This is a genomic window from Streptomyces sp. JNUCC 63 (genome assembly GCF_054366325.1).
This window is the reverse complement of the sequence record NZ_CM135963.1, coordinates 716,150-730,886: the sequence shown is the minus strand read 5'-3', so window position 1 is coordinate 730,886 and position 14,737 is coordinate 716,150. Positions and strand designations below refer to the sequence as shown.

At 70.7% G+C, this 14,737-nt stretch carries 13 protein-coding genes; 5 read left to right on the top strand and 8 right to left on the bottom strand.

Going from position 1 to position 14,737, the window contains the following annotated elements:
* Positions 1 to 891: 891 nt before the first annotated feature.
* The gene (gene nhaA / locus ACX25U_RS03405) at positions 892 to 2,769 is read left to right on the top strand and encodes a Na+/H+ antiporter NhaA (RefSeq protein WP_454388924.1); all 1,878 of its coding nucleotides are present in this window, start codon (positions 892 to 894) and stop codon (positions 2,767 to 2,769) included.
* Positions 2,770 to 2,920: 151 nt separating this feature from the next.
* The gene (locus ACX25U_RS03400) at positions 2,921 to 3,430 is read left to right on the top strand and encodes a hypothetical protein (RefSeq protein WP_454388922.1); all 510 of its coding nucleotides are present in this window, start codon (positions 2,921 to 2,923) and stop codon (positions 3,428 to 3,430) included.
* A gap of 326 nt (positions 3,431 to 3,756) precedes the next feature.
* Here ACX25U_RS03400 and ACX25U_RS03395 read toward each other — a convergent pair whose 3' ends face one another.
* The 3 genes from ACX25U_RS03395 to ACX25U_RS03385 are packed head-to-tail and all read right to left on the bottom strand — an operon-like array spanning position 3,757 to position 6,673.
* Positions 3,757 to 4,572: an ABC transporter ATP-binding protein gene (locus ACX25U_RS03395; RefSeq protein WP_454388920.1), complete on the bottom strand. Its 816-nt coding sequence runs from the start codon at positions 4,570 to 4,572 to the stop codon at positions 3,757 to 3,759.
* Positions 4,569 to 5,678: a FecCD family ABC transporter permease gene (locus tag ACX25U_RS03390; RefSeq protein WP_454388918.1), complete on the bottom strand. Its 1,110-nt coding sequence runs from the start codon at positions 5,676 to 5,678 to the stop codon at positions 4,569 to 4,571. The genes ACX25U_RS03395 and ACX25U_RS03390 overlap by 4 nt, the downstream gene beginning before the upstream one ends.
* Positions 5,675 to 6,673 (bottom strand): FecCD family ABC transporter permease, encoded by a 999-nt coding sequence (locus tag ACX25U_RS03385; protein ID WP_454388916.1) that lies wholly within the window; start codon positions 6,671 to 6,673, stop codon positions 5,675 to 5,677. Before ACX25U_RS03385 ends, ACX25U_RS03390 begins: the two co-directional genes overlap by 4 nt.
* 84 nt (positions 6,674 to 6,757) lie before the next feature.
* On the opposite strand from ACX25U_RS03385, the gene ACX25U_RS03380 reads away from it, so the two are divergent.
* The 3 genes from ACX25U_RS03380 to ACX25U_RS03370 all read left to right on the top strand — a co-directional run bounded on the left by ACX25U_RS03380 (position 6,758) and on the right by ACX25U_RS03370 (position 9,153).
* Entirely contained in the window at positions 6,758 to 7,717 is a 960-nt protein-coding gene (locus ACX25U_RS03380) for an ABC transporter substrate-binding protein (RefSeq protein ID WP_454388914.1), read from the top strand.
* 433 nt (positions 7,718 to 8,150) lie between these two features.
* Positions 8,151 to 8,552, top strand: a complete 402-nt coding sequence (locus ACX25U_RS03375; protein ID WP_454388912.1) for a hypothetical protein — start codon at positions 8,151 to 8,153, stop codon at positions 8,550 to 8,552.
* 208 nt (positions 8,553 to 8,760) lie between these two features.
* A complete protein-coding gene (locus tag ACX25U_RS03370; RefSeq protein WP_454388910.1) occupies positions 8,761 to 9,153 on the top strand; it encodes an SgcJ/EcaC family oxidoreductase in 393 nt (130 codons plus the stop codon).
* Positions 9,154 to 9,366: 213 nt separating this feature from the next.
* Here the strand turns inward: ACX25U_RS03370 and ACX25U_RS03365 are convergent, their stop codons facing one another.
* The 5 genes from ACX25U_RS03365 to ACX25U_RS03345 form a co-directional block, all read right to left on the bottom strand.
* Entirely contained in the window at positions 9,367 to 10,449 is a 1,083-nt protein-coding gene (locus tag ACX25U_RS03365; RefSeq protein WP_454388908.1) for a DNA polymerase III subunit beta family protein, read from the bottom strand.
* A gap of 74 nt (positions 10,450 to 10,523) precedes the next feature.
* The gene (locus tag ACX25U_RS03360) at positions 10,524 to 12,536 is read right to left on the bottom strand and encodes a serine/threonine protein kinase (RefSeq protein WP_454388906.1); all 2,013 of its coding nucleotides are present in this window, start codon (positions 12,534 to 12,536) and stop codon (positions 10,524 to 10,526) included.
* A 304-nt stretch (positions 12,537 to 12,840) separates the two neighbouring features.
* Positions 12,841 to 12,966 (bottom strand): hypothetical protein, encoded by a 126-nt coding sequence (locus tag ACX25U_RS03355; RefSeq protein ID WP_454388904.1) that lies wholly within the window; start codon positions 12,964 to 12,966, stop codon positions 12,841 to 12,843.
* Between the two features lie 165 nt (positions 12,967 to 13,131).
* Positions 13,132 to 13,971: a hypothetical protein gene (locus tag ACX25U_RS03350; protein ID WP_454388902.1), complete on the bottom strand. Its 840-nt coding sequence runs from the start codon at positions 13,969 to 13,971 to the stop codon at positions 13,132 to 13,134.
* Positions 13,972 to 14,004: 33 nt separating this feature from the next.
* On the bottom strand, positions 14,005 to 14,472 hold the full coding sequence (locus tag ACX25U_RS03345) for a hypothetical protein (protein ID WP_454388900.1): 468 nt from the start codon (positions 14,470 to 14,472) through the stop codon (positions 14,005 to 14,007).
* Between the last annotated feature and the right edge of the window lie 265 nt (positions 14,473 to 14,737).

Here is a 14,737-nt window from a genome sequence, read left to right as displayed (position 1 = left end):
CGCAAGGAAAGGCCGTCTGAGATGAGCGGACCGGTCAGCACCGCCGATGCCCGTGCCGGCCGGGCCGAGACCGGCCGTCCGGAGCCGCCGTGCCCGAACCGAGGCCGCCAAGGCCGTCCGCGGGGCCGCCCGCGACGCGGGCTCGAACCGGACCCTGGCCGAACCGGTCGACACCCGCGCGTTACCGATCGACAGCTGCGCCTCCTGCCCGGACGTTCACGTGCGCGCCGCGGTCAAGGGCGGAGAGTCCCCTCAGTGTGTCGCCGTTCTGCCCGCCTGCCGTGACACCGGCCTGTTCGCCCCGGACGAACGCGCTGCTGTGGTCCTGGCCGCATCTCCCATCGCCCTCCCGACCCCGTGTCCAGGACCAGGGCCAGCACCAGGATCACGCCGAAGCCGCCCGGCACCTGGCACCCGAGCAGGCCTCGGCCGTGGCCTGGGCCGTCATCACCATCCATACCGTCAATCGCGTGCCGGCCGTCAGCCGTCGGCCCGTGCCGAGCCGAGCGGTCGCCGCACCGCCTGCGGTCCGCCCCGAGAGCCCGCAGGAGGGTCCCGCATGACCACCACCGTCCGCGACAACCCCGAGCAGCGCCGTTACGAGATCCACGACGGGCAGGCCCCGGCGGGTTTCCCCGCTCACAGGATCACCGGCCGCAAGACCACCGCCCGGGACCCCGAGGCGTATGGCGGACCTCGTACCCGAGGAAGAGCGGCACCACTTCGGCCTCCCCGGGACGGAGACGACGTGACCACGACACGACGCCGGAGCAACCACTCTCCCCCGGGTGCCCCCGCGGCCCGGGACCCCTGCTCCGGAAGGCGGCCGGCGCCCCACCACCGGAGCGGGGGCACATACGGGGACAGCGAGACGGCACGGTGGCAACGGTGATGCGGAAGAACAACGCCCAGGCCCCCCAGACCCCGGCGGGGAGGCGCACGCTGGTGGCCCAGCTCGCCGACCGGGTGCGCGACTTCCTGACGACCGAGACAGGCAGCGTCGGCCTGCTCCTGGCCGCTGTCGTGGTGGCCCTGGTGTGGGCGAACTCGCCCTGGTCGGACGCGTACACATCACTGTGGGCGACCGAGGCGTCCGTCTCGCTCGGCGGTGCCAGTCTGTCGATGGACCTGGGGCACTGGGTCAGCGACGGCCTGATGGCCCTGTTCTTCTTCGTCATCGGCCTGGAGGTCCGGTACGAGATCTCCGTGGGCGTGCTGACCGACCGCCGGCGTGCCGTGATCCCGGCCCTGGCCGGGATCGGCGGCATGCTCGTCCCCGCGCTGCTGTACCTGGCGGTCGCCCCCGGGGGCGAGGCCGCCAGGGGGTGGGGCGTGGTCATCGGCACCGACACGGCGTTCATGCTGGGGGCGCTCACCCTGGTCGGCCCCCGGTTCGTCACGCAACTGCGTGTCTTCCTGCTGGCCATCACCGTCGTCGACGACATCGTGGCCGTCGCCGTGATCGGCCTGGTCTACTCGGGGGCGCTCCACCTGCCGTCCCTGCTGCTCACGATCGCCCTGTGCGTGGTCCTGGCCGGGCTGACCCGCCTGGGCCTCTGGCATACGTCCCCGTATGTGCTGGTCGTTCTCGCGCTGTGGCTCGCCGCCCTCGAAGCCGGCCTGCACGCCTCCATCGCCGGCATGCTCGGTGGTCTGCTCATCCCCGCCCACACCCCCGCACGCCAGGTGGTGGAACGGGCCGCCCGGCTCTTCCGGGCCTTCCGCCAGTCCCCCAGCCCGGACGTGGGCCTGTCGGCACGCAGGGGACTGAAACGCGCCGTCTCCGTCAACGAGCGGCTGCAGACGGTGCTCCACCCTTGGGCGAGTTACGTCGTCGTCCCATTGTTCGCGCTGGCCAACGCCGGCATCGACCTGCGCGGCGGTGTCCTCACCGACGCCTTGTCCTCCTCGGTCACCTGGGCCGTCGTTGTCGGCCTCGTCGTCGGCAAATCCCTGGGCCTGGGAGGCGGCGCCCTGCTCGGTGCCCGCCTCGGCCTCGGCAAGCTCCCGCAGGGAGTCGGCCCGGGCCAGGTCCTGGGCGGCGGCGTCCTGTCCGGGATCGGCTTCACCGTCTCCCTGCTGATCGCCGGACTCGCCTTCACCCACCCGGTCCTGCGCGCCCAGGCGACCGTCGGCGTCCTGCTGGCGGCCGTGCTCGCCACGGCCCTGGGATGGCTGACGTTCCGCCTGGCCGCGGTCCTGGGCGGCGAGACGGAGGCCGACCTGCCCCATACCCTCGACCGCCCCGTCGACCCGGCCACGGACCACCTCGCCGGCCCTCCGGACGCACCCCTGACCCTGGTGGAGTACGGCGACTACCAATGTCCCTTCTGCGCCCGTGTCACCGGTGTCGCCCAGGAACTGAGGCAGCGCTTCGGGGATCGGCTCCGCTACGTCTTCCGGCACCTGCCGCTCCCCGACGTGCACGAGCACGCCGAACTCGCCGCCCGGGCAGCCGTCGCCGCAGACACGCAGGGACGCTTCTGGCAGATGCACGACCTGCTGTTCACCCACCAGAACGAGCTCGAGTTCGACGACATCGTCGGCTATGCCGCCCAGGCCGGACTCGACGTCGAGAAGTTCCTCCAGGACCTCGACGGGGAACAGACGGCCGCCCGGGTCCGGGCCGACGTGGCCAGCGCCGAAGCCAGCGGGGCCCGCGGCGTCCCGACCTTCTTCATCGGCAACCGCCGGCACACCGGACCACACGACGCGGTGACACTCGCCCGCGAGCTCGAGGCGTCCGACCCCCACGACCACCCGGCATGACCGCACCGTCCCTCGCTCCGAGGGCCGCGCGCGATGGGGATCATGGTGCGCCGGAGTACCACTACGCGCCCCCTCTGGGAGGGATGCCGGAAATGCCCGGTGGGCAATGACTCAGGCGTAACGCAATCCCTCACGAGAGGATCGACTGCGCATGAGTCGACGTATGGCCCGTTCCGCCGCACTCGCTGCTTCAGCCGCGCTGCTGGCCGGTGGCTTGCTGGCGGCGACCGTACCCGCCGCCACCGCCGCCCCCGCGAAGTACTCGCAGGCGGCCGCCGAGCAGCAGCTGAAACGGGCGGGTGTCACGTGGGTCTCGTCGGGCGGGTGCAGCGACCGGAACAACAGCAGGTGCACCTCCTTCGAGCAGATCAACAAGAGCACCGTCGACGGGGTGATCGACTTCAAGAAGGCGAGCAAGTGTGCCGTGACGCTCACCGCCGGCACGGAGAAGGGGCACGCCTCCGGCGCGTACAGCCACTGGAACGGCTACAAGGTCGACATCAAGCCGGCGTCGTGCGTGAACTCGTACATCACCCGCACGTTCCGCTACGTGGGCGAACGCAAGGGCGACCGCGCGAAGCAGTACAAGGCGCCGTCGGGGAACATCTACGCCCGTGAGGGCTCGCACTGGGACGTCACCTACTACCGCGGCAGTCGCTGACGTGGTGCGGGTGGCGGGGCCGGACGCCACCGGCCCCGCCGCCGACGCACGCCAGGCCGGGGAGGCCGACAGCGCTGGAGTCGGCAGCGGTGAAGGCCAAGTTCCGGTGACCGGCCTCGCGCGCAGGCCGACCAGGAGACGCACCACGGCTCAGTCCCCGTCCTGAGCGGCGTACGCGGTGAATGCGGCCCAACGGAACCAAAGACGCCTCCAGGGGCGCAGCCCGGGTGGAGCAGGGGCGCAGCCGGGGTGGAGTGACACCGGCTCACCTACGAAACCTGACGGTTGCTCAGCCTTGCGCGGGAGTTGAGGTATCGGGTACGGGCTCAGGCGCCCGCCCCGGAGGTGGCGACGTGCAGGGGGCAGATCACCGGTGTGCCGTGGACCGGGTCCGTGAGGATGGCGCTCTCGACGCCGTAGAGGTCGCGTACGAGGTCCGGGGAGATGATGGCGGAGGGAGCGCCCTGGGCGACGATCGCGCCGTTCTTGAGGGCGATCATGTGGTCGGCGTAGCGGCAGGCGGTGGTCAGGTCGTGGAGGACGAGGACGGGGGTGCGCCCCCGCGCGGCCAGGGAGCGGACCAGTTCGAGCACTTCGAGGGCGTGGCCCATGTCCAGGGCCGAGGTGGGTTCGTCGAGGAGGAGGATCTCGGTCTCCTGGGCGACGGCCATGGCGATCCAGGCGCGCTGGCGCTGGCCGCCGGAGAGGGTCTCGAGCGGACGGTCGGCGAGGTCGTGCAGGTCGGCGGCGGTGAGTGCCTCCTCGACGGCGCGGGCGTCGTCGGCGGACCACTGGCGCAGCAGGCCCTGGTGGGGCTGGCGGCCGTAGCGGACGAGGTCGCGGACGGTGAGGCCGTCGGGGGCGGTCGCGGACTGCGGGAGCATGCCGATGGTGCGGGCGATCTCCCGGGTGGGGATCCTGGCGAGCTCGCGGCCGTCGAGGAGGACGGCGCCGCCGCGTGCCGGCAGGATGCGGGCCAGTCCGCCGAGGAGGGTGGACTTGCCGCAGCCGTTGGGGCCCACGATGACGGTGACCTGACGTTCGGGCAGGGCGAGGTCGAGGCCGTCGACGACGGTGGTGGAGCCGTGGCCCAGGCGGAGGGCCCGTGTGCGCAGGCGGCTGTCGGTGTCGGCCGGGTTCACAGGGACCTCCTGGTAGGGGTGGTGAGCAGCAGCCAGAGCAGGTAGGGGCCGCCGACGACGGCGGTGACGAGGCCGACGGGGACTTCCAGCGGGGCGAGCACGGTGCGGCCCAGCAGGTCGGCGAGGAGGGTGAAAGCCGCTCCGGCGAGGGCGGAGAGCAGGACGGGGACGGTGCGGGGCCCGGCGATGCGGCGGGCGGCTTCGGGGGCGGCCAGCGCGATCATGCCGAGCGGCCCGGCGACGGCGACGGCGAGGCCGGCGAGGACGACGGCGAGGGCGATGACGACCAGGCGCAGGGCTCTGACGCGGACGCCGAGCCCCAAGGCGACGGAGTCGGACAGGCGCAGCAGGAGCAGTCGGCGGCCGAGGACCATCGCGAGCGGCAGGACGACGAGCAGGGCGAGGGCGAGCAGGGCCACGGCGTCCTGGTCGCGGCTGTTGAGGGTGCCGACGGTCCAGCCGTAGGCGGCATTGGCCGCGTCGACGGCCGAGCGGGCGAGGACGAGGCTGGTGACGGCACCGAACACGGCGCCGACGCCGAGGCCCACGACGAGGAAGCGGTAGCCCCCGCGTCCGGCTCCGCCGCTGAGGGCGAGGGCGAGGGCGGCGGCGGTGGCGGCGCCGACCAGAGCGGCGCTGCTGGGCAGCAGGCTGGTGGTGAGCCCGGTGACCGAGGCGACCGCGAAGGCCGCGGCGCCGTCGTTGAGGCCGACGGTGTCGGGGGTGGCCAGACGGTTCTGGGCGAGGGTCTGCATCAGGCAGCCGGCCGCGCCGAGGGCGGCGCCGACGGCCAGGCCCGCTTGCAGGCGCGGCAGCCGCAGGCGTTCGACGACCAGAAGGTCGCGGGGGGCGCCGTCGCCGAACAGGGCGCGCAGCGCGTCCACGGGGTGGACGAAGATCTCGCCGACGGCGAGGTGCACCGCGCTTGCGACGAGCAGCACGGCCAGGGCGGCGGCGGTGCCCAGCAGCGGCCTGCGCGGCACCAGGACGGCGTAGGGGCCGGCGGACAGGCGCCAGGTTCCGGGGACGGCGAGCGGCAACTGGCCGGCGGGCGCCGCGGACGTGGCCGCGGTCGCCGGTCCGGGCAGGGCGGGAAGCGTTTTCACAGCGAGGGCAACCTGTGGGACCGGACGACGGCGACCAGGACGGGAGCGCCGAGGAGCGCGGTCATGACGCCGAGGGGCATCTCGTAGGGACGGGCGACGAGGCGGGAGACGACGTCGGCGGCGAGCACGGTGGCGGGGCCGATGAGGACGGAGACGGCCAGCAGCCGCCGCAGGTCCGGGCCGACCAGTGCGCGCGCGGCGAACGGCACGACGAGTCCGACGAAGGCGACGGGCCCCGCCAGTGCGGTGGCACCGCCGACCAGCAGCGCCACGGCGGTGACCGCGAGGACCCGGACCCGGCCGGGCTTGTGGCCCAGGCCGGTGGCCACGTCGTCGCCGAGGCTCAGCGCGGTCAGGGAGGGGGCGACGAGAACGGCGAGGAGAAGCCCGAGACCGAGGACGGGGGCGATGGCCCACAGGTCCTCCAGTCCGCGTCCGGCGACCGACCCGATGGTCCAGAAGCGGATCTCGTCGGCGGCGCGGGCGTCGACGAGCAGCATCACCGAGGAGCCGGCGGCCATCAGTCCGCTGAAGGCGGCACCGGCGAGCACGAGGCGGACGGGGTCGTCGCCCGCCCCGCGCAGGCGGGCGGCGGCCAGCGCCAGCAGGCACCCGGCGCCCGCTCCGAGGACCGCCACGTACGGGCCGAGGGTGGCGGCCGAGGCACCGAGCACCAGGGCGACGACCACCGCGAACGATGCTCCCGCGCTCACCCCGAGCAGGCCCGGTTCGGCCAGCGGGTTGCGGGCGGCGGCCTGGAGCAGGGCTCCGGCGACCCCCAGGGCCACGCCGACGGCGACGGCGACCAGGGTGCGGGGCAGCCGCAGTTCCAGCACGGCGAAACGGGCATCGTCGTCAGCACCGCCGGCCAGGGCGGACAGGGCACGCCCGGGTCCGACATCGCCCGCTCCCAGGAGCAGACTCGCGATCACAGCCGCCAGCAGGACGCCGACACCGGGGAGCAGGCCGCGCACGATGAGTGAACGCAGCTTCACAAACGCCCCTCCTTTCACGTGGAACTGAGGTGAGGTTAACCTAACTTTGCTTTCGCTTTACACCCACCTCCCCCGGAGACACCCATGTCCAGAAGCCGCTCCCCGCTGCGCTCCGCCGTTCTCGCTCTCGCCGCCGCTCCGCTGGTCGTGACCCTCGCCGCCTGCGGAGGATCCGATTCCGACGCCTCGGGTGACAGCAGGGAGAAGGTGGCCGCCGGCGGGACCGAGCGAGCCGTGCGGACGGCCTTCGGCGAAGTGAGGGTCCCCGGCACGCCGAAGAGAGTCGTCACCCTCAGTGACGCATCCCTGGACACCGCCCTCGCCCTCGGCATCACCCCGGTGGGCATCAGTGCGGCCCGTGGCGCCGAAGGCGCTCCCGCCTACCTGGGCGACCAGGCTGCCGGCATCCCGCTGGTCGCCACGGTCAGGGAGCCCAACACCGAGGCGATCCTCAAGGCCGAGCCGGACATCATCCTCACCGGCGCCAACCTGGAGAAGTCGCAGTACGACACGCTCTCCGCCATCGCGCCGACCATCGTCCCGGCCGCCGGCGACTGGCGTTCCGGCCTCGACACCTACGGCGAGGCGCTCGGCAAGGCCGACGAGCTCGACAAGAAGATCGACGCCCTGCTCACGCGCGCGCGGGAGGCGGGCAAGGGCGCCAAGGGCACGGGCGTCGTGATGCGGTGGATGCCGGGCGGCCCGATCGTGATGAACGCCGCCAACATGCCCACCGCGATGCTGGAGAAGGCCGGCCTGTCGCCGATGCCGCTCGCCAAGGACCTCGGCAAGCAGCCGCACTCGGACCCGCTGTCCCTGGAGAACCTCACCAAGGCCGACGCCGACCACGTCTTCATCGCCACGCTGAACGCCGAGGGGACAAAGGCGCTGGAGGCCGCCCGCTCCGAGAAGGCCTTCACCCGGATGAAGGCCGTCAAGGCCAAGCAGGACCACGGGGTCGACGGCCAGGTCTGGAGCAGCAGCAACGGCCCGATCGCCATGGAGCGGGTCATCGCCGACATCGAGAAGGCCCTCACCAAGTGAGCTGAGCCGAGCAGGGTCGGGGACCGGCGCGGTGGCTTCCGCTCCTTGTCCACTCGGGGCCGGCCGGCCACCGTCGGGCAGTTGTCGAGTTCCGCGGGTCACCAGGTGGGATCGGGCAGCAGGGGCAGCCGGCGTGCCCGGTCGAACGGGATCGACCGACCGAGCACCTCCTCGCGGCCGGGGAGGGGAGTCCCGGTGGGCTGCGTCTGCCTGCCGTGTCGGCTTCGTACAAGAAGCCGTACGACGGGGACAGGCCGCAGCGGCTCTGCCCCCGCTGTGCGGAGCCGGTGATCCACGTCGGATCCGTCTTCGCGCCGCCCCGGCGCCGGGAAGTCAGGCGCCCCGGACTGGCCGGTTCCCTCCTTGGGAGCCATGCCGACTGGTGTCACTCTGGGCAATGTTTGTTCTCAGGACCACCAAAGGGGGAAACATCATGAAGGATCGCGCTTTACGAAAGGCCGGCCGGGTGAGCCTCGGCCTCGCCGGTCTCGCCGCCGTGCTGGCCACGCCGGCCACTGCGTCCGCCACGCCGCAGAGCGTCGACGCGGCGGCGAGCTGCTACGGAGGCTCCGTGGCCGTGTCGCTCCCGCCGGACGGCTACAGCAAGCACTTCACAACCAGTTCCCGCTGCGCTGACATCAACCTGCGCATCGACTCCGGCGGCGGCCAGTGGGTGGCTGTCTGCTGGGCCAAGTACAACACCTGCCAGAAGGACTGGACCTGGTCGGGTCAGGGTGCTTACAAGGTCATCGCGAGCGACGTCAAGGACGGCACCGAGTTCTACTTCGTCACCACCGGCGGCGGTGGCACTCGCACCGGCCGCACCGCGTTCTAGCCGACCGAGCGCGGCGGCGGAGCGTCGTGTGCCGTGGCGGCGGGGTGCCCCGCCGCCACGGCACGGTCAGAGGTCGCTTGACCGGCTTGTGGGGGTTCAAGACCGTGGAGCAAAGAGCTCCGGACGTTCGGTGCCAGGACTTGTCCGGGCGATCTTTGTGGCTGCGGGCCTTGACCTCAAGCTCACTTGAGGTCTCAGAGTGATCTGCATGAACACCGAAACCGCAGACATCAAAGCCATCGAACAGGTCGTGGCCACCGTCGAGCGGGCCCAGCGTGCCAAGGACGCGGAGAGTTTCCTCACGCTGTTCCATCCCGACGCCCTCTGGACGACAGCCCACGGCAAGGTCCTCATCGGCTTCGACGCGATCGCCGAGTTCACCCGCACCGTGCTGCCCACCGCGAGCTGGGACGGTGAGGTCACCTACGAGGCAGTGCACACGCAGTTCCTGCGGCCCGACGTGGCGGCCGTCAAGGTCCGCCAGGTCTACCACTCGGCAGGGGGCGACACGGAAGGCGCTCCGCTCTACGTCATGACCAAGCAGGATGACGGGAGATGGCTGCTGCACGCATGCCAGAACACCGAAGTGCGGGCCGGCTAGGACTTGCCCGAGCGATCATGCGACTGATGCGTGTTCGGATCGTTGCCCTGAGCATGGGGCGGGGTGGTCCGACGAATGCGGAACGGGAGCGGCTGCGGCCGTTTTTGCCGGTCAGCAATGGTGAGGACCCCGCCGCAAGTCCGGTGGGGCCCCTCAGCGGTTACGGCGTCAGACGCACCTGATCGGGGAAAGTCCGCCGTCGAATCGACCGACTCAGTCCTCCAGCCGGACCGGCATCAGCAGCGAGAACGTGCGCTCGTCGTCGGGCCGGCGGATCACGAGGGGCGCCGTGGGGGCGCCGAACTCCAGAATCAGCTCGTCCCGGGCTCCGGCGGCGAGCGCCTGCAGCAGGAACTCGCGGTTGACAGCGATGTGGTTCGGGTCGTCGTCACCGTCCTTGCAGAGGGTCACCGTGCCGTCGTCCGACACGCCGAGCACGCTGAGGTCGTAGGACACACCGTCCTGCTCGCGTACCTCGCTCACGCGGATGGGACCGGTCTCCAGCGCCTTCCGGAAAACCGCCACGTCGACGACCGCCCGACGCCCCGCCGGCAGGTTGACGAGGCGGCGGTAGTCGGGGAAGTCGTGGTCGAGGCACCGGCCGGCTGCCTGCCGGTCCCCGGTCTCCAGTGTCACGCGGTCACCGTCCACGGCGAGCTGAACGGGCTCCGCGCCACTCAGCAGCGCCCGCATCGCGTCGGCGAGCGGAGAGGGGACGATGACCTGAACACGTTCCGTGCCATGGCCCGTTGTGCGTGCCTGCGCGACAGCCATCCGGTACCGGTCGGTGGCCACGACACGGAGGTCTTCGCCCTCGATGTCGAACAGGACCCCTCCGAGCATCGGCAGCTCCGGGTCGGTACTGGCCGCGAAACGGACCGCGTCCAGCGCGGCGGCCAGCTCCGGGGCGGAGACGGACAGCCGGACGGTGGCGGTGCGGAGTGAAGTCATGGGGTTCTCCCTGTGGTCGAGTACTGCTCGGAGCGCGGAGAACTCACTGCGGGCATCGGACAGCCCCAGCTCCAGTCGGCGCAGGTGCGCCTGCAGGAGCCCCCGCACCAGGTCCGTGTCCGCGCTGGACCAGCCGGCCAGTACCAGCCGGATGTCCGACAGCGGCATGCCGGCCCGGCGCAACCGGGCCAGCAACCGGGCCTCGTCACACTGCTCGGGGTCGTACCAGCGGTAGCCACTCACCGGGTCCACCCAGGCGGGGACCAGTACACCGGCCCGGTCGTAGAACCGGAGCGCGCTCACGCTCAGTCCGCTGTCCCGGGCCATCTCCCCAATGCTGCGCATCTCGTTCTCCACGCCTGGAACTCTGGGCCCTCCACAAGGTCGAGGGTCAACCTCGTTACCCCGGTCCGTCTCGATCAGGCAGGGCAGTCGGCCTGAGTGGTGGCCGTGCCCGAACGGATCATCAGGTAACCGGAAGCGCCTGTCTCCGCCACGGCGTAGCGGAAGTACGGCCAGGCTCCGCCCGCGCTCTGCCCCTGGTTCACCAGGGCGCGGCAAGCCTCACCCGCGGCCATGACCGCCCAGGTCTCGACCTGCTCCTGGTTCCATTGCACGTAGTCCGACCAGACATACATCGCCGAGTTCCCGGGGTCGAAGCCCACTTTGATCTCGTTGTTGCCCAGCACCTGATCGGTGCCGAGCGTCCGGCGCATCCCGTTGGTCCGCTGGATGATCCTCCTGGCGGCGCGGTCCGCGACCCGGATCTCGTCGCTGTCGGTGCTGGGGATCATCGCCTGCCCGAGGCCGTCGTCGTCCGGTTCCCAGTCCTGCCCGGCGGTGGAGTCCCCCGCGGTGCCGTCCTCGGCGGCCGAATGGCATTGTGCGTTGATGACGAAGTCGTCCTGCCACGTCACCTGTGGGGCAGTGCCCTTCTCCTCCTTCACCATGACGTACGTGCGGTACGGGAGATCCGGGTGCAGGCGGAGAACGACGTCCCTCAGCGTCAGACACATCGACTTGGCGATCTCCGTTTCCGCGTACATCGCCTCCACCTCGTCGGAGGCCAGCTGGTACGAGAGGTAGACCTCCCCGCGTGACTCGTGGAACCGCACCGTTTCCGGAGAGAAGTCGACACCACCGCTCAGGTCCCGGGCGAGAACTTCCTCGTCGTGCAGCATCGCGCGCGCCACGTCGTGCTCGCTCGCGCCCTGCGCCGCTCGCGCCTGGTTCCAGCTCTCCACACTCGCCGAGCCGCCGTTCGTGGTCCGCTGCTCGGCCGCCGTGCTCGCCTTCCCCGCGCTTGTGGGTGCCTGCCCTGATCGGGCCGAGGCGAGCGGGGACGCCGAGGCGGTGGACGAGGACGCCTGCTTGTCGTCCACGGCGTTGCCGGGCATCAGAGCCACCACTCCTCCGGTCAGGCCGCCGACGACGGCTGCCGCGAGGATCACCGCGCCCGCCAGCCGCTTCTTCGAACCGCTCCGGTCCGGGGGCAGCTGCCACGCGGGGTCGTCCCCCGCCGGCACGTCCCAGACAGCCGTGACCATGTCCACAGCTGTCGGTGGGACGGTGCCGCCGCCCACCACCTGGGTGACTTCAGAGGCCAGCAGTTCCGCACAGTCCTGTGCGGCTTCGGCGGCTGACGGGCGGTCACCGGGTTCCTTGGCCAGGGCCTTCTCCACGATCCGGCGCAGTGGTGCGGGGATGCCTTCGAGATCCGGCGCCTCCGACATCACGCGGAACGCCACTACATCGGGCGCGCCGGTTCTGAACGGCAGCCTTCCGGTGGCCGCGTAGGCCACGAGTGCTCCCCAGGCGAACATGTCGCCTGCGGGCCCGGTGGCCCCCGTCCGATACTGCTCGGGGCTGATCCAGCCAGGGGTGCCGGTCATGACCCCGGTGCGGGTGACGCTGGTGCAGTCGGCGGCGTGGGCGATCCCGAAGTCCAGCACACGCGGGCCGGCGGGCGTCAGGACGACGTTCTGCGGTTTGACGTCGCGGTGCACCACTCCCGCGGCGTGAATGGCGGCGAGTGCCTGTGCCGTGGCGGCTGCGAGAGCGTAGAGGCTTCCTCCCGCGAGTGGCCCGCGAGCGAGCACGTGCTCCTGCAAGGTGGGCCCCGGGACGTAAGCGGTGACCAGCCACGGGGTCTCCGCTTCCGTGTCGGCGGCGAGTAGCGGAACCAGGTGCGGCCCGGTGACGCGGGAGGACAGCTCCACCTCACGCTTGAAACGCGCCCTGAATTCCGGCTCCTGCGCCTGCTGGGGATGAATCACCTTCACTGCCAAGCGTGTTCCGTCGGGGGTGACTCCGGCATGGACGGTGCCCATGCCCCCTGCGCCGAGACGGCCGATGATCCGGTACGGGCCTATGCGGGACGGGTCGCCGGGACGAGCCGGCTGGACTCTTCCGACGGAGCCGTTTTCGCTCACTGATCTTTCCTTCGCACGAACTGGGTGGTGGCCCGGGCAGGCCGGGGGTGTGTCACATGACCGAAGACCGGAAACTTCGGCTGCAGGGCCAGGTGGCCGGTACGACAGGATCACTCCGGTCAGTGGCGAGAAGCCGTACGGCTGCAGGTCCGGCCTGGGGTGCCGGAGCGGGAGTGCCAACGGTCCGCGTAATGCTTCGTCAAGTCCTTCAGCTCGTTGATCCACAGTTCCGCGTCGTCACCGCAGCGCTGATACGGGGCTGGGCGGGCCAGTTTGAAGAAGCCTTCGGACGGCAGGGCGGTCTTTACAGCAGGGAGAGGTATCCGTCCGGGCTCTCCTGGACGGATACGTCCTCAAAGAGATGCGGCATCGCGCCCTCGTGGGGCGGAAGATGACGGCCGAGCCGTGCCGGCTCGGTGCTCAGCCTCATACTCGACAGCGCCCTTCCGCATGCGTGGTCTCCTCCCCGGCGTCGGCCTACCCGCCGCGAGCTTATGCCGCACGCGGGCCGGTGAACAGTCCGTGGCGCGGGCCCTATAGGAAATTGTTGTGAACTGAGCGCATGGGTCGCTTGCTGGCGGGTGCGTTCGGCGCGTCAGAGTCCGGCGAACCCGGGTCCCCAGGTCAGCCGAACGCCGACGCTGCGGGCCAGCGAGGTCCAGCGCGCGTCGGAGGGAGGCTTCTCCAGGACGAGGACCGGGTGGATACGGCGGCTGGGGTGCGCGGTCCGGAGCTGATGGGTGTAGTCGAGGACCTGGCCCATGCCCAAACGGATCTGCTGGTCCTCGCTCGCGCCGGTCAGACTCTTGACCTCGGCCACGAACAGGTCAGTTCCACGCGACCAACCGGCGTCAAAACGTGGGGCGTTGCGTGCATGCGCCCGCACTTCGACGCCTTGGTCGCCGAGGTGTGCGATCAGCATCCCCACCGTCAACTCGTGGGCGGCTGTGGACTTGTCGAGGAGACTGAGGTCCACGGCCAGCGCTTCGCTCGTGCGCCGGCCAACGCGTTGCGGACGAAGGAGGCCGCCGAGAATGGCGGCTCCGACATCGGAAGACGCCACCGGGCGAACGCCTCCTGCGCCGGCTCGTCGTAACGCCAGGCAGGGTGCGGGATGACCGCGCAGGAGCTTTGAGAAACCGTCCGCGTCCACCACGCAGACATGTCGTTCCTGGCGACGCCGATGCTCGGCCTGCACGAGCGTATGGCTGTAGTCCCGACGGGCGTCGGTCACCACCTTGCTGGCGAGATCGCCGTACACCACGAGGGTCACCAGGTTGGAGAACTCGGCCTTGTACGTCGCGCCGCGCTGTTCGGCCCTCTCGGCGCAACGCTTCCTGACCGTCCAGTGCCCGTCGACAAGGACACGGCCCGTGAAGCAGATGGTCTGTCCTTTGAGCCCGCGCACGCTTCCGTCACATGGCCGATTCGCCATGGGTACTCCTTTCGTCGCCCGGCTCCGCCAGGGTCATGTGCCCTCGGGCGCGATCCAGCCGATATGGCGCAGGACGGGCACGATCCGGAAGCGTGTGAATGCGATCACGGGGGTCTCGCCGTCCTCGGCGGGGAAGAACAAGGCGTGCTGGAGGGCTTTGTCGTCCTGGGGATCGTCCAGGTTCACCACGGGCAGATGCGGCCGGTCGAACGCGGCCTCCAACGTAACGCCGTCCCGTGCCGTCAACTCGCGCAAGTGATGCAGTCCCACTTGGTTCGCGAGATCCCATGTCGTGAGGGACTTCTTGATCCGCGGCCTCCCCTGCGGGTCGACGTACGTGGGAAATACCATCATGCGCAACTCGGCACGCCCTGGAGAACGAGACACCGTCGAGCGCAGGCGGTTGTGCAGATTGGAGAGAGCCGCGGGCATCTCGGGCACGACGGCGGGCTTGTAGAGCACCAGGTTTCGTTCACCGTTCGCCCAGTGGTTGTCGTGCACCCTCAGCGACGGACGCCCGGCGGGACACAGCTCCCACTCGATGGTGCTGGTTACGGACGTCTCGCCTGAAGGCGTCGTACCGGTCCTCTTCGTAGGCGATCCGTCGGTTCGGGACAGTGTGAGATCGTCTGAGAGTCGCATGAGTAGCGATCACCTCCGCGAGGAGTGGGCCTGCGCCCCGACAAAGAACACGGGTGCTCATGGCATGGCCATGATTCCAGTGCCCGAGATTCAGCCATCAGAAAGCGATACATTCGCGCCAAAA

What these genes read in the sequence shown, in the direction of transcription:
- ACX25U_RS03375 (WP_454388912.1), top strand. Translation starts at nt 8,151, where the DNA reads ATGAAGGATCGCGCTTTACGAAAGGCCGGCCGGGTGAGCCTCGGCCTC.
- ACX25U_RS03365 (WP_454388908.1), bottom strand. Translation starts at nt 10,449, where the DNA reads ATGCGCAGCATTGGGGAGATGGCCCGGGACAGCGGACTGAGCGTGAGC.
- ACX25U_RS03355 (WP_454388904.1), bottom strand. Translation starts at nt 12,966, where the DNA reads ATGAGGCTGAGCACCGAGCCGGCACGGCTCGGCCGTCATCTTCCGCCC.
- ACX25U_RS03350 (WP_454388902.1), bottom strand. Translation starts at nt 13,971, where the DNA reads ATGGCGAATCGGCCATGTGACGGAAGCGTGCGCGGGCTCAAAGGACAG.
- ACX25U_RS03370 (WP_454388910.1), top strand. Translation starts at nt 8,761, where the DNA reads ATGAACACCGAAACCGCAGACATCAAAGCCATCGAACAGGTCGTGGCC.
- nhaA (WP_454388924.1), top strand. Translation starts at nt 892, where the DNA reads ATGCGGAAGAACAACGCCCAGGCCCCCCAGACCCCGGCGGGGAGGCGC.
- ACX25U_RS03400 (WP_454388922.1), top strand. Translation starts at nt 2,921, where the DNA reads ATGAGTCGACGTATGGCCCGTTCCGCCGCACTCGCTGCTTCAGCCGCG.
- ACX25U_RS03380 (WP_454388914.1), top strand. Translation starts at nt 6,758, where the DNA reads ATGTCCAGAAGCCGCTCCCCGCTGCGCTCCGCCGTTCTCGCTCTCGCC.